Below are 14,530 nucleotides of genomic sequence, written 5' to 3'. Positions count from 1 at the left end.
TCAAATAAAAGCGAAAGGCCCGGTCGAAAGACCGGGCCTTTTGTTTTATCTGTGGTCTGTCGGTGAGCGCTCTCCTGAGGAGGACAAATCCGCCGGGAGCGGATTTGAACGTTGCGCAGCAACGGCCCGGAGGGTGGCGGGCAGGACGCCCGCCATAAACTGCCAGGCATCAAATAAAGTGAAGAAGCCCATCCTGACGGATGGGCTTTTTTGCGTGTGTGCGGGGTAAAAAAACGCCGGATGCGGTGTGCGCCAGCAGTTATCCGGATACGGCTACCCGTGTACGAGGTTGAGTAACGGGTACGCTCGTCCGAGATCGTCCACTTCCGTCCGTCCCGTCACAGTAAATCCCATCTTCTTATAGAATCCAACTGCCTGCTCATTCTGTTCATTAACGTTGGTCGTTAGCGTTGAAACCATTGATAAAGCATGTTCAATCAGCAGTTTACCAACGCCACTACCACGCACATCCGGATCGACAAACAACGCATCCATATGCTGATCGGTCAAAAGCATAAAGGCGACAGGCTCATCTTGTTCTGTCACTGCAACCCATAGCGGAGCTTCTGGTAAAAATGAACTTACCAGCTCTTCCAGCTCAATCCGATAATCCGTAGAGAGGAAATGGTGCGTCGCATCGACAGAACGACACCAAATAGATATGAGCTTATCGCCTTCGTCCTTACGCGAACGACGAATGGTAAAGGGCATGGCATTCTCCTTTTATCTTTACTGCACTATTCTACAGCAAGGGCCGTGAAACTTTCTCAACTTGAGGATGCAGGCTCGACATTCGCATGATTCCTGGGTATCTTCAGCTATCTGGATGTCTAAACGTTTAAACGTATGTAGTGAGGTTATCAGGTTATGCCAATTCGCGTGCAGGACGAGCTACCCGCCGTCAATTTCTTGCGTGAGGAAAACGTCTTTGTGATGACGACATCCCGCGCTTCCGGTCAGGAAATTCGACCACTGAAGGTGCTCATCCTCAACCTGATGCCCAAGAAGATTGAAACGGAAAACCAGTTCCTGCGCTTACTGTCTAACTCACCGCTACAGGTAGATGTTCAGCTATTGCGCATCGATGCTCGCGAGTCACGTAACACCCCTACGGAGCATCTGAATAACTTTTACTGTAATTTCGAGGATATCTGCGATCAGAACTTTGACGGACTGATCGTGACCGGCGCGCCGTTGGGTCTGGTCGAATTTAATGACGTGGCTTACTGGCCGCAGATTCAACAAGTGCTTGAATGGGCGAAAGATCACGTTACCTCAACGCTATTTGTTTGTTGGGCGGTGCAGGCCGCGCTGAATATCCTGTACGGAATTCCTAAGCAAACCCGTACGGACAAACTCTCAGGCGTCTATGAGCACCATATTCTGCATCCTCATGCGCTGCTGACGCGTGGATTCGATGATGCGTTCCTGGCTCCGCATTCGCGCTATGCCGATTTTCCTGCTGCGCTTATTCGCGACTACACCGATCTCGAGATTTTTGCTGAAACCGAAGAGGGAGATGCCTACCTGTTTGCCAGCAAAGATAAACGAATTGCCTTTGTGACGGGCCATCCGGAATATGATGCCCATACGCTCAGCAGTGAGTATTTTCGTGACGTCGAAGCGGGCCTAACGCCGGAAGTGCCCTATAACTACTTCCCGAAAGATGACCCGCAAAACAAACCGCGGGCAACCTGGCGTAGCCACGGTAATCTGTTGTTTACCAACTGGCTCAACTATTACGTCTACCAGATCACGCCATATGATCTGCGTCACATGAATCCAACGCTGGATTAATCTTCTGTAGCAGACGATCCTTAAGCGTTTCAGCATATTGAATCAGGCACCTTCGGGTGCCTTTTTTATTTCCGAAACGCACCTCACGGTGTAATTAAATTTTATTTATATTGTTATCAATAGGTTAATTGATAATTAAATTAAAAATGGAAATTGTTTTTGATTTTGAAATTTAAATGAGTAGTCTTAGTTGTGCTGAACGAAAAGCGCACAACGATCCTTCGTTCGCATTGGGGATGTGTTTGGATCAATGACGAGGAACTACGCAATGAATCAACAGGCAACGACAACCGATGAACTGGTCTTCACCAGGCCGCGTGGCGAACAGGAGCAACAAATTCTGACCGCTGAAGCAGTAGAGTTTCTGACTGAACTGGTGACAAGATTTACGCCAAAACGCAATAAACTTCTGGCTGCACGTATCCAGCAGCAGCAGGATATTGATGACGGTAAGTTGCCTGATTTTATTTCGGAAACGGCTTCCATTCGAGAAGGTGACTGGAAAATTCGCGGAATTCCTGATGATTTACTGGATCGCCGCGTAGAGATAACTGGGCCTGTTGAGCGCAAGATGGTTATCAACGCGCTGAACGCGAACGTCAAAGTCTTTATGGCTGATTTTGAAGATTCGCTGGCTCCTGAGTGGAACAAAGTTATCGACGGGCAGATAAACCTGCGTGATGCGGTCAATGGCACCATTAGCTATACCAACGAAGCGGGCAAAATTTACCAACTCAAACCTAATCCGGCTCTGTTGGTATGCCGCGTTCGTGGTCTGCATCTGCCGGAAAAACACGTCACCTGGCGTGGCGAATCCATCCCGGGCAGCTTGTTCGATTTTGCCCTCTATTTCTTCCACAATTACAAAACGTTGCTGGCAAAAGGCAGCGGCCCTTACTTCTACCTGCCAAAAACGCAGGCCTGGCAAGAAGCAGCATGGTGGAGCGAAGTGTTCAGCTATGCAGAAGATCGCTTTAATCTGCCACGCGGCACCATCAAAGCGACTCTGCTGATTGAAACGCTGCCGGCCGTCTTCCAGATGGACGAAATTCTGCACGCCCTGCGTGACCATATTGTCGGTCTGAACTGCGGTCGCTGGGACTACATTTTCAGCTATATCAAAACGCTGAAGAACCATCCGGATCGCGTGCTGCCGGACCGTCAGGTGGTGACGATGGATAAGCCATTCCTCAGCGCCTATTCGCGTCTGCTGATTAAAACCTGTCATAAACGTGGCGCATTCGCGATGGGCGGCATGGCAGCTTTCATTCCCAGCAAAGATGCGGAACGTAACAACCAGGTTCTGACCAAGGTAAAAGCGGACAAAGCGCTGGAAGCAAATAACGGTCATGACGGCACATGGATTGCTCATCCGGGGCTGGCAGATACCGCTATGGCGGTGTTCAACGACGTACTCGGTGAAAACAAAAATCAGCTGTTCGTGACCCGTGAAGAAGATGCCCCGATTACCGCAGAGCAACTGTTGGCGCCTTGTGAAGGTGAGCGTACTGAAGAAGGCATGCGCGCCAACATTCGTGTTGCGGTGCAGTACATCGAAGCGTGGATCTCCGGTAACGGCTGCGTACCGATTTACGGTCTGATGGAAGATGCGGCCACTGCCGAAATCTCCCGTACCTCCATCTGGCAATGGATCCACCACCAGAAGACGCTCAGCAACGGCAAGCCGGTTACCAAACCGCTGTTCCGTCAGATGTTGGCCGAAGAGATGCTGGTGATTCAGGACGAGCTGGGCGAACACCGCTACAGCAGCGGGCGTTTTGACGATGCCGCGCGCCTGATGGAGCAAATCACTACCTCTGATGAATTGATCGATTTCTTGACCCTGCCAGGCTACCGCCTGCTGGCGTAATCCACCACATAACAATATGGAGCATCTGCACATGAAAACCCGTACTCAACAAATCGAAGAATTACAGAAAGAATGGACTCAACCGCGCTGGGAAGGCATCACCCGTCCATATAGCGCGGAGGAAGTGGTGAAATTACGTGGCTCGGTCAACCCGGAATGCACGCTGGCTCAGCTTGGCGCGGCGAAAATGTGGCGTCTGCTGCACGGCGAATCGAAGAAAGGTTATATCAACAGCCTCGGCGCGCTGACTGGCGGTCAGGCGCTGCAGCAGGCGAAAGCCGGTATTGAAGCGGTCTACCTTTCAGGCTGGCAGGTGGCGGCAGATGCCAACCTGGCATCCAGCATGTACCCGGACCAATCGCTGTATCCGGCGAACTCCGTCCCGGCAGTGGTGGATCGGATCAACAACACATTCCGTCGCGCCGATCAGATCCAATGGTCAACCGGTATTGAACCGAACGATCCGCGCTATGTGGATTACTTCCTGCCGATCGTTGCCGATGCGGAAGCGGGTTTTGGCGGCGTACTGAACGCGTTTGAACTGATGAAATCGATGATTGAGGCTGGTGCAGCGGCCGTTCACTTCGAAGATCAGCTCGCATCGGTAAAAAAATGTGGTCACATGGGCGGCAAAGTTCTGGTGCCGACTCAGGAAGCTATCCAGAAACTGGTGGCCGCCCGTCTGGCAGCCGACGTCATGGGTGTTCCGACGCTGGTTATTGCGCGTACTGATGCTGACGCAGCCGATCTGATAACGTCTGACTGCGACCCATACGACAGCGAGTTCATCACCGGCGAACGTACCAGCGAAGGGTTCTACCGTACGCATGCGGGTATTGAGCAGGCGATCAGCCGTGGTCTGGCCTATGCACCTTATGCGGATCTGGTGTGGTGTGAAACCTCCACGCCGGATCTCGAACTGGCGAAGCGCTTTGCCGATGCGATTCACGCGAAATTCCCCGGCAAACTGCTGGCCTACAACTGTTCGCCGTCATTTAACTGGCAGAAAAACCTGGACGACAAAACCATTGCCAGCTTCCAGCAGCAACTGTCGGATATGGGTTACAAATACCAGTTCATTACCCTGGCGGGCATCCACAGCATGTGGTTCAACATGTTCGACCTCGCACACTCCTATGCGCAGGGTGAAGGCATGCGCCACTATGTTGAGAAGGTTCAGCAGCCAGAATTTGCGGCGGCTAAAGACGGTTACACCTTCGTGTCCCATCAGCAGGAAGTGGGTACAGGCTACTTCGACAAAGTCACTACTATCATTCAGGGCGGCGCTTCCTCGGTGACCGCGCTGACCGGCTCGACCGAAGAATCGCAGTTTTGATTAATGCCCGGTGGCGCTGTGCTTACCGGGCCTACGAAGGGATGTAGGCCGGATAAGCGAACGCGCCATCCGGCATGACGTTGTGCCGGATGGGAGAAGTCGATGACGCGTGGCCTGGAATTACTGATTGCTCAGACGATTTTGCAAGGTTTCGACGCCCAGTACGGGCGTTTTCTGGAAGTCACCTCCGGCGCGCAGCAGCGTTTTGAACATGCCGACTGGCATGCGGTTCAGCAGGCGATGAAAAGCCGTATTCACCTTTACGATCATCACGTAGGTCTGGTGGTGGAGCAGTTGCGCTGCATTACAGACGGCAAAAGTACCGACGCGGATTTTTTACTTCGCGTGAAAGAGCATTACACCCGGCTACTGCCGGATTACCCGCGCTTCGAGATTGCGGAGAGCTTTTTTAACTCCGTTTACTGTCGGTTATTTGACCACCGCTCGCTGACTCCCGAGCGGCTGTTTATTTTCAGTTCTCAGCCAGAGCGTCGTTTCCGCACGATCCCACGCCCGTTGGCGAAAGACTTTTTTCCTGATACCGGCTGGGAGTGGCTGCTAACTCGCGTCCTTAGCGATCTTCCTCTACGTCTTCCGTGGCAGAATAAACATCGTGATATCCACTACATCATCGAACACCTGACCGAAACCCTGGGAGCGGATGTGTTGCCTGGCTGCCATTTACAGGTGGCGAATGAACTGTTTTATCGTAACAAGGCCGCCTGGCTGGTCGGGAAGCTGATTACCCCTTCTGGAACGCTGCCGTTTTTACTGCCAATCCACCGGACAGACGAAGGTGAGTTGTTTGTCGATACCTGCCTGACCACGACGGCGGAGGCGAGCATTGTGTTTGGCTTCGCCCGCTCCTACTTTATGGTGTATGCCCCGCTGCCCGCGGCACTGGTGGAGTGGTTGCGCGAGATCCTGCCCGGTAAAACCACCGCTGAATTGTATATGGCGATTGGCTGTCAGAAGCATGCAAAAACGGAAAGTTATCGGGAGTATCTGCTCTACCTGGCCAACTGTGATGAGCAGTTTATTGAAGCACCGGGGATCCGCGGTATGGTGATGCTGGTGTTTACCCTGCCGGGCTTTGACCGGGTGTTTAAAATCATTAAAGACAAATTTGCGCCGCAAAAAGAGATGTCTGCCGCCCACGTCCGCGCCTGTTATCAACTGGTCAAAGAGCACGATCGTGTGGGGCGGATGGCTGACACCCAGGAGTTCGAGAATTTTGTGCTGGATAAACGGCAAATCGATCCGGCGCTGATGGCGCTGTTATTGCAGGAAGCCCCGGAAAAAATTACCGATCTTGGCGATCAGATTGTCATTCGCCATCTGTATATCGAACGACGGATGGTGCCGCTGAATATCTGGCTGGAGCAAGTCGAAGGTCAACAACTGCGCGATGCCATTGAAGAGTACGGCAACGCGATTCGTCAGCTGGCCGCCGCCAATATTTTCCCCGGCGATATGCTGTTTAAGAACTTCGGCGTCACCCGTCACGGGCGCGTGGTGTTCTACGATTACGATGAAATCTGCTACATGACGGAGGTTAATTTCCGTCATATCCCGCCGCCACGCTACCCGGAAGATGAGATGAGCGCTGAGCCGTGGTACAGCGTATCGCCTGGAGATGTCTTCCCGGAAGAGTTTCGCCACTGGCTATGTGCCGACCCGCGTATCGGGCCGCTATTTGAAGAGATGCACGCTGACTTGTTCAGCGCCGACTACTGGCGGGGTTTGCAAACGCGGATTAAAAACGGGCATGTGGAAGATGTTTACGCTTACCGACGCAAACAGCGTTTCAGCGTGCGTTATGAAACAGACCGTAGGCCGGGTAAGGCGTAGCTGCCACCCGGCAATCCCATCTTAACGAAATCCGCCGTACGCCAGCGTCACTTCTTTCGCCGCTTTGATTGCCATGGCGCCGAACTCGGTCACGCGATCGTCGGTAATACGCGAAATGGGTCCGGAGATGGAAATCGCGGCGAACGGCTCGCGGTGCTCGTCATAAATGCACGACGCCACGCAGCGCAGACCCAGCGCATGTTCCTCATCATCAAAGGAATAGCCACGCTTGCGCGTCTGGGCCAAATCCTCTTTCAGATGCACTGGCGACACCAGCGTGGCGTGGGTATAAGCGTGTAGTCCTTTGCGGTGCAGCAGCCCAGTCACCTGTTCTTCGCTCAGTTGGGATAAAAACGCCTTACCCGCGCCGGAAGCATGCATCGGCAGTTTGCCGCCGATAGGCGCGGACATGCGCATCAGTTGGGTGCACTGCACCTGGTCGATAATAATGGCCTGATGATCGCTTTGATCCAGCACGGCGAGGTTGACCGTCTCACCGGAGTCTTCCATCAGCTTGCGCAGGATTGGATGCACAATCGCCAGCAGATTACGGCTTTGCAAAAAGCTGCTGCCGACGATAAACGCATGTGCACCCACGGCCCAATGCCCTAATTCACCGACCTGACGAACAAATCCCTGCTGCTGCATGGTGGTCAATAATCGGTGAGTCGTGGAGTTTGGCAGGCCGGCCTGCTGCGCCAGCTCGGTCAGCGCCACGCTGCCGTTGGATTCCGCAATCCACTCCAGTAGCTTCAGGCCGCGTGTCAGGGACTGAACCTGCCCGGTTGCGGGCGCAGTAGTAGCGGCGGGTTTTCTACCGCGTTTCGCGGGAACGGGGGCAACCATGGCAGACTCCTTTTCTGTATCGTGGAAATCATTTTCGTTTTATTCAATTATAATGCAAGAATTCCTGTACTGATCGGATGAGTGAAGCTGAACATGTCTCATGTTGGCCGTTGTTCTCTTTTCCGCCTCTCAGGTTTGTGCCAGTATGGCCTGTTGAGTTTTTTCGGTCTGGTTGAGCGTTGTCGGGAGCGAGTGTGAGCAGCAAAGTAGAACAATTACGTCAGCAGTTAAATGAACGTATTCTGGTGCTGGACGGCGGTATGGGCACCATGATCCAGGGATATCGTCTGAGCGAAGAGGATTTCCGCGGCGAACGCTTTGCCGAATGGCCGTGCGATCTGAAAGGCAACAACGACCTGTTGGTGCTCAGCAAGCCGGAGGTGATTGCCGCGATCCATAACGCCTACTTTGAGGCGGGCGCGGATATCATCGAAACCAACACCTTTAACTCCACGACTATCGCCATGGCGGATTACCAGATGGAATCCCTGTCGGCGGAAATCAACTTTGCTGCAGCCAAACTGGCGCGCGCGGCGGCAGATGAATGGACGGCGCGCACGCCAGACAAACCGCGCTACGTCGCGGGCGTGCTTGGCCCAACCAACCGTACGGCGTCTATCTCGCCCGACGTCAACGACCCGGCTTACCGCAATATTACCTTTGATCAGCTGGTGGCCGCCTACCGCGAATCCACCAAAGCGCTGGTGGAAGGCGGCAGTGACCTGATCCTGATTGAAACCGTTTTCGATACCCTCAACGCCAAAGCCGCTATTTTCGCGGTTAAAACTGAATTCGAAGCGCTGGGCGTTGAGCTGCCGATTATGCTCTCCGGCACCATCACCGACGCTTCCGGGCGTACGCTCTCCGGCCAGACCACCGAAGCATTCTACAACTCCCTGCGCCACGCCGATGCGCTGACTTTTGGTCTGAACTGTGCCTTAGGCCCGGACGAACTGCGCCAGTACGTGCAGGAACTGTCGCGTATTGCCGAATGCTACGTTACCGCACACCCGAACGCCGGTCTGCCGAACGCCTTTGGTGAGTACGATCTCGATGCCGACACCATGGCGGCGCAAATCCGCGAATGGGCCGAGGCGGGTTTCCTGAATATTGTTGGCGGCTGCTGCGGCACCACGCCGGAACACATCGCCGCCATGAGTCGCGCAGTGGACGGACTGCCGCCACGCCGCTTGCCGGAAATCCCGGTTGCCTGCCGCCTTTCCGGCCTTGAGCCGCTGAACATCGGCGACGACAGCCTGTTTGTGAACGTCGGCGAGCGTACCAACGTTACCGGTTCGGCGAAGTTTAAACGCCTGATCAAAGAAGAGAAATACAGCGAAGCGCTGGATGTCGCCCGTCAGCAGGTGGAAAGCGGCGCGCAGATCATTGATATCAACATGGATGAGGGGATGCTCGACGCCGAAGCGGCGATGGTTCGTTTCCTCAACCTGATTGCCGGTGAACCGGATATCGCCCGCGTGCCGATTATGATCGACTCCTCGAAATGGGAAGTAATCGAAAAAGGGCTGAAGTGCATTCAGGGTAAAGGCATCGTTAACTCCATCTCGATGAAAGAGGGGGTTGAGACCTTTATCCATCACGCGAAGCTGCTGCGTCGCTACGGTGCTGCAGTGGTGGTGATGGCCTTTGACGAGCAGGGCCAGGCCGACACCCGCGCGCGCAAAATTGAGATCTGCCGTCGGGCGTACAAGATTCTTACCGAAGAGGTGGGCTTCCCGCCGGAAGATATTATCTTTGACCCGAACATCTTTGCCGTCGCGACCGGGATTGATGAACACAACAACTACGCGCAGGACTTTATCGGGGCCTGTGAAGACATCAAACGCGAACTGCCGCACGCGCTGATCTCCGGCGGCGTTTCTAACGTTTCATTCTCGTTCCGTGGCAACGACCCAGTACGTGAAGCCATTCACGCAGTATTCCTCTACTACGCCATTCGCAACGGTATGGACATGGGGATCGTCAACGCCGGACAACTGGCAATTTACGACGACCTGCCCGCCGAGCTGCGCGATGCAGTTGAGGACGTGATCCTCAACCGCCGTGACGATGGCACCGAACGACTGCTGGAGCTTGCTGAGAAGTATCGCGGCAGTAAAACCGACGACACGGCGAATGCCCAGATGGCGGAGTGGCGCAGTTGGGATGTGAAAAAGCGCCTCGAATACTCGCTGGTGAAAGGCATAACCGAGTTTATTGAGCTGGATACCGAAGAAGCTCGCCAGCAGGCCGCGCGCCCGATCGAGGTTATTGAAGGACCGCTGATGGATGGCATGAACGTGGTTGGCGACCTGTTCGGTGAGGGCAAAATGTTCCTGCCGCAGGTGGTGAAATCCGCTCGCGTGATGAAGCAGGCGGTGGCCTACCTTGAACCGTACATTGAGGCCAGCAAAGAGAAAGGTTCCAGCAACGGCAAAATGGTCATCGCAACCGTGAAGGGCGATGTGCACGATATCGGTAAAAATATCGTCGGCGTGGTGCTGCAATGTAACAACTACGAAATCGTCGATCTTGGCGTGATGGTACCCGCGGAGAAAATCCTCAGAACGGCGCGTGAAGTGAATGCCGATCTGATTGGCCTTTCCGGGCTGATTACCCCATCGCTGGACGAAATGGTCAACGTGGCGAAAGAGATGGAGCGTCAGGGCTTCACTATTCCGCTGCTGATTGGCGGTGCGACCACCTCAAAAGCGCACACCGCAGTGAAAATTGAGCAGAACTACAGCGGCCCGACGGTGTACGTGCAGAACGCCTCGCGTACCGTTGGCGTCGTCGCTGCGCTGCTCTCTGACACCCAGCGTGATGACTTTGTCGCCCGTACGCGTAAAGAGTATGAAACCGTGCGTATCCAGCATGCGCGTAAGAAACCGCGTACTCCGCCCGTAACGTTACAGGCTGCCCGCGACAACGATCTGGCCTTTGACTGGGAAAACTACACTCCGCCGGTGGCGCACCGTCTGGGCGTACAGGAAGTGGAAGCCAGCATCGAAACCCTGCGCAACTACATCGACTGGACGCCGTTCTTTATGACCTGGTCGTTGGCCGGGAAATATCCGCGAATCCTCGAAGATGAAGTAGTGGGCGAAGAGGCGAAGCGACTGTTCAAAGATGCCAACGACATGCTGGATAAACTCAGCGCTGAGAAGACGCTGAATCCGCGCGGTGTGGTGGGTTTATTCCCGGCCAACCGCGTGGGTGACGACATCGAGATTTACCGTGACGAGACGCGTACGCACGTCATCAACGTGAGTCATCACCTGCGCCAGCAGACGGAAAAAGTCGGTTTCGCCAACTACTGCTTGTCTGATTTTGTTGCGCCGAAACTGAGCGGTAAAGCGGACTACATAGGTGCTTTTGCTGTCACTGGTGGTCTGGAAGAAGATGCGCTGGCGGACGCCTTCGAAGCCCAGCATGACGACTACAACAAGATCATGGTGAAAGCGATCGCTGACCGTCTGGCGGAAGCGTTCGCAGAATATCTGCATGAGCGCGTACGTAAAGTCTACTGGGGCTATGCGGCGAATGAGAATCTCAGTAACGAGGAGCTGATCCGCGAAAACTACCAGGGGATTCGCCCGGCACCGGGCTATCCGGCGTGTCCGGAACACACCGAAAAAGCCACCATTTGGGAACTGCTGGACGTGGAGGCGCATACCGGGATGAAGCTCACCGAATCCTTCGCCATGTGGCCAGGTGCGTCGGTTTCCGGCTGGTATTTCAGTCATCCGGACAGCAAGTACTACGCCGTGGCGCAAATTCAGCGCGATCAGGTTGAAGATTACGCCTTGCGTAAAGGCATGAGCGTGGCGGAAGTCGAACGTTGGTTAGCACCTAATCTGGGTTACGACGCTGACTGATTCACAAAACTGTCATCTTTATTTACAACAAACAGGGCACTCAATGAGTGCCCTGTCTCTTTATTACGTTTAAACCCTTATACTGAAAGAAGGTTCGCGAGCGCTGTTTGCCGGATGGCGGCGTAAACGCCTTATCCGGCCTACAAGGGACATTCTGTAGGCCTGATAAGCGCAGCGCCATCAGGCACGCTATCTGCGCCGAGCCCAGGAACATATAACGATAAGGAGTACCTGATTCCGTGTTAACTCTGTTACACCTGCTTTCTGCCGTCGCGATGCTGGTTTGGGGTACGCATATTGTGCGTACCGGCGTGATGCGCGTCTTCGGCGCCCGCTTGCGTACCGTGCTCAGCCGTAGCGTTGAAAAGAAGCCGCTCGCCTTTTGTGCAGGTATCGGCGTGACGGCGCTGGTGCAAAGTAGCAACGCCACCACCATGCTGGTGACCTCGTTTGTTGCACAAGATCTCGTGGCGCTCACCCCTGCACTGGTGATTGTGCTTGGTGCCGACGTGGGGACCGCGCTGATGGCGCGTATCCTGACCTTCGATCTCTCCTGGCTGTCGCCACTGCTGATTTTTATCGGCGTGATCTTCTTTCTCGGCCGTAAGCAGTCCCGCGTGGGGCAACTGGGGCGGGTTGGTATTGGTCTGGGGTTGATTTTACTGGCGCTGGAGCTGATTGTGCAGGCAGTAACGCCGATCACTCAGGCTAATGGCGTACAGGTTATTTTCGCCTCGCTCACCGGCGATATCATGCTCGATGCGCTGATTGGCGCCATGTTTGCGATTATCAGTTACTCCAGCCTGGCGGCGGTACTGTTGACGGCAACGCTGACCGCGGCGGGCATTATCTCGTTCCCGGTAGCGTTGTGTCTGGTGATTGGTGCCAACCTCGGCTCTGGTCTGTTGGCGATGCTCAACAACAGTGCTGCGAATGCCGCCGCTCGTCGTGTGGCGCTCGGTAGCCTGCTGTTTAAGCTGGTGGGCAGCCTGATTATTCTGCCGTTTGTTCATCCGCTGGCCAATCTGATGGATGAACTGCCGCTGCCGAAATCTGAACTGGTTATCTACTTCCACGTCTTCTACAACCTGGTGCGCTGCGTGGCGATGGTGCCGTTCGCCGAACCGATGGCGCGTTTTTGTAAACGCATCATCCGCGATGAGCCGGAGCTGGATGCGCATCTGAAGCCCAAGCATCTGGACGTCAGTGCGCTCGATACGCCAACACTTGCGCTGGCGAATGCCGCCCGCGAAGCCCTGCGTATTGGCGACGCCATGGAACAGATGATGGAAGGGCTGAAGAAGGTGATGCACGGCGAACCGCGCGAAGAGAAAGAGCTGCGCAGGATGGCGGACGACATCAACGTGCTGTACACGGCAATTAAGCTCTACCTGGCACGAATGCCAAAGGATGAACTGGCGGAAGAGGAGTCGCGTCGCTGGGCGGAGATTATCGAAATGTCGCTCAACCTCGAGCAGGCTTCCGATATCGTCGAACGTATGGGCAGCGAGATTGCGGATAAGTCACTGGCTGCGCGTCGGGCATTTTCTGTGGAAGGGCTGAAAGAGCTGGATGCGCTTTACGATCTGCTGCTCAGTAATCTGCAGCTGGCGATGTCGGTGTTCTTCTCCGGCGACGTGACCAGCGCCCGCCGTCTGCGCCGCAGCAAGCACCGCTTTCGCATTCTTAACCGTCGTTATTCGCATGCACACGTCGACCGTCTGCATCAGCAGAACGTGCAAAGCATCGAGACCAGTTCCCTGCACCTGGCACTGCTGGGCGATATGCAGCGTCTGAACTCGCTGTTTTGCTCCGTGGCCTACAGCGTGCTGGAACAACCGGATGAAGACGATGAGCGGGATGATTATTGAGTGAGGTGAAGCGGTAGGCCGGATAAGGCATTTATGCCGCCATCCGGCAATGTGCGCTGAACTGCCTGATGGCGCTGCGCTTATCAGGCCTACAGTTGTAGCCTGGATAACGCAAAGCCGCCATCCGGCATCAGACAACCAATCAACTAAAAGCAGTGGCCTGCTTCAACAGCAACCGCCTCTTCACCCGCTTTAAAGATATACGTGGTGTTCGGACCGCCGAGCACGGACTTACCGTTACTCACTTTGATCCAGTTACCTTCCGGCAAGCCAATCACCGTCAGCTCCGGTGCCACAACCAGCAGTTCGCGGATACGCTGTTCACGCGTTTCGCCTTTGTGGCCTTCCGGCAGCGCGTTGGTGAAATGTGGGTTAATCTGCAGCGGGAACAGACCCAGCGCATCAAAACCTTTGGGATCGACAATCGGCATGTCGTTGGTGGTGCGGATGGTCTGGCAGGCAAGGTTGGAACCCGCGCTCCAGCCGATGTACAGCGCACCGCGTTTGACGACATCCACGATCGGCGCCAGCAACCCGCGCTCACGACTCTCTTTCAGCAACTGGAAGGTATTCCCGCCGCCGACAATCACCAGCTCGGCGTTTTCAATGGCTGCAATTGGATCGGCAACGGTATGAATACCGGTAACGTTAACGCCCATTGGCGCAAAGATGGCTGCCGTTTTCGCCGTGTACTCATCCCAGGTTTGCGTCACGCCGGCGAACGGAATAAACACCGCCGTACGGCGACCATTCAGTTGCTCTGCGATCAGCGGCAGCGCATGTTCCATCCAGCCTTTGCCCGGCAGCGTCGAGTTACTCAATAAAAGCAGTTCCATCATTTCTCCATGTAATCAGAAAATTACAAACCGCGCTAATGCTACCACTATCAGCCTGACGCCTTACTGATATGGCTCACGATGTTGGAAGGGGAGATAGAAGCTGGGACTATTTTCTAAGTGTCAATCCAATACCGAGCACCTTCATCACAGCCAGCGCCTCACAGTAATGCGTAGTTTTTCAGTATGCTGCAGTTGATACGAGAAACGGTAACAAGGGGGATGGTCGGCTTTGTGCCAGGAGT

General features: G+C 54.6%; 9 protein-coding genes. 6 read left to right on the top strand and 3 right to left on the bottom strand.

Going from position 1 to position 14,530, the window contains the following annotated elements; all coding sequences use genetic code 11:
- Positions 1-273: 273 nt before the first annotated feature.
- A complete protein-coding gene (locus tag SK34_RS21815; RefSeq protein ID WP_032938238.1) occupies positions 274-711 on the bottom strand; it encodes an acetyltransferase in 438 nt (145 codons plus the stop codon).
- Between the two features lie 156 nt (positions 712-867).
- Between SK34_RS21815 and metA the strand changes: the two genes are divergently transcribed.
- The 4 genes from metA to aceK all read left to right on the top strand — a co-directional run bounded on the left by metA (position 868) and on the right by aceK (position 6,854).
- On the top strand, positions 868-1,797 hold the full coding sequence (gene metA / locus SK34_RS21810; RefSeq protein WP_048234176.1) for a homoserine O-acetyltransferase MetA: 930 nt from the start codon (positions 868-870) through the stop codon (positions 1,795-1,797).
- Positions 1,798-2,065: 268 nt separating this feature from the next.
- On the top strand, positions 2,066-3,667 hold the full coding sequence (gene aceB, locus SK34_RS21805; protein ID WP_003844674.1) for a malate synthase A: 1,602 nt from the start codon (positions 2,066-2,068) through the stop codon (positions 3,665-3,667).
- Positions 3,668-3,698: 31 nt separating this feature from the next.
- Positions 3,699-5,003 carry an isocitrate lyase gene (gene aceA / locus SK34_RS21800; RefSeq protein ID WP_003031609.1) on the top strand — a complete coding sequence of 435 codons (1,305 nt, stop codon included), beginning with the start codon at positions 3,699-3,701 and terminating at the stop codon, positions 5,001-5,003.
- Positions 5,004-5,105: 102 nt separating this feature from the next.
- Positions 5,106-6,854: a bifunctional isocitrate dehydrogenase kinase/phosphatase gene (gene aceK, locus SK34_RS21795; protein WP_003841427.1), complete on the top strand. Its 1,749-nt coding sequence runs from the start codon at positions 5,106-5,108 to the stop codon at positions 6,852-6,854.
- 21 nt (positions 6,855-6,875) lie between these two features.
- Here aceK and iclR read toward each other — a convergent pair whose 3' ends face one another.
- Positions 6,876-7,700, bottom strand: a complete 825-nt coding sequence (iclR, locus tag SK34_RS21790; protein WP_003844677.1) for a glyoxylate bypass operon transcriptional repressor IclR — start codon at positions 7,698-7,700, stop codon at positions 6,876-6,878.
- Between the two features lie 194 nt (positions 7,701-7,894).
- Between iclR and metH the strand changes: the two genes are divergently transcribed.
- Positions 7,895-11,578, top strand: coding sequence for a methionine synthase (gene metH / locus SK34_RS21785; protein ID WP_048234175.1), 3,684 nt, complete (start codon positions 7,895-7,897; stop codon positions 11,576-11,578).
- A 239-nt stretch (positions 11,579-11,817) separates the two neighbouring features.
- A complete protein-coding gene (locus SK34_RS21780) occupies positions 11,818-13,449 on the top strand; it encodes a Na/Pi cotransporter family protein (RefSeq protein ID WP_048234173.1) in 1,632 nt (543 codons plus the stop codon).
- A gap of 146 nt (positions 13,450-13,595) precedes the next feature.
- On the opposite strand, the gene pepE is transcribed toward SK34_RS21780, so the two are convergent.
- Positions 13,596-14,285, bottom strand: a complete 690-nt coding sequence (pepE, locus tag SK34_RS21775) for a dipeptidase PepE (protein WP_003841421.1) — start codon at positions 14,283-14,285, stop codon at positions 13,596-13,598.
- Positions 14,286-14,530 lie beyond the last annotated feature (245 nt).

The sequence above is a fragment of the Citrobacter sp. MGH104 genome, assembly GCF_001034485.1.
In the GTDB taxonomy this organism is placed as follows: domain Bacteria; phylum Pseudomonadota; class Gammaproteobacteria; order Enterobacterales; family Enterobacteriaceae; genus Citrobacter; species Citrobacter freundii.
Note: the sequence above shows the minus strand (reverse complement) of the source record. Positions and strands in the feature narration are given on the sequence as shown.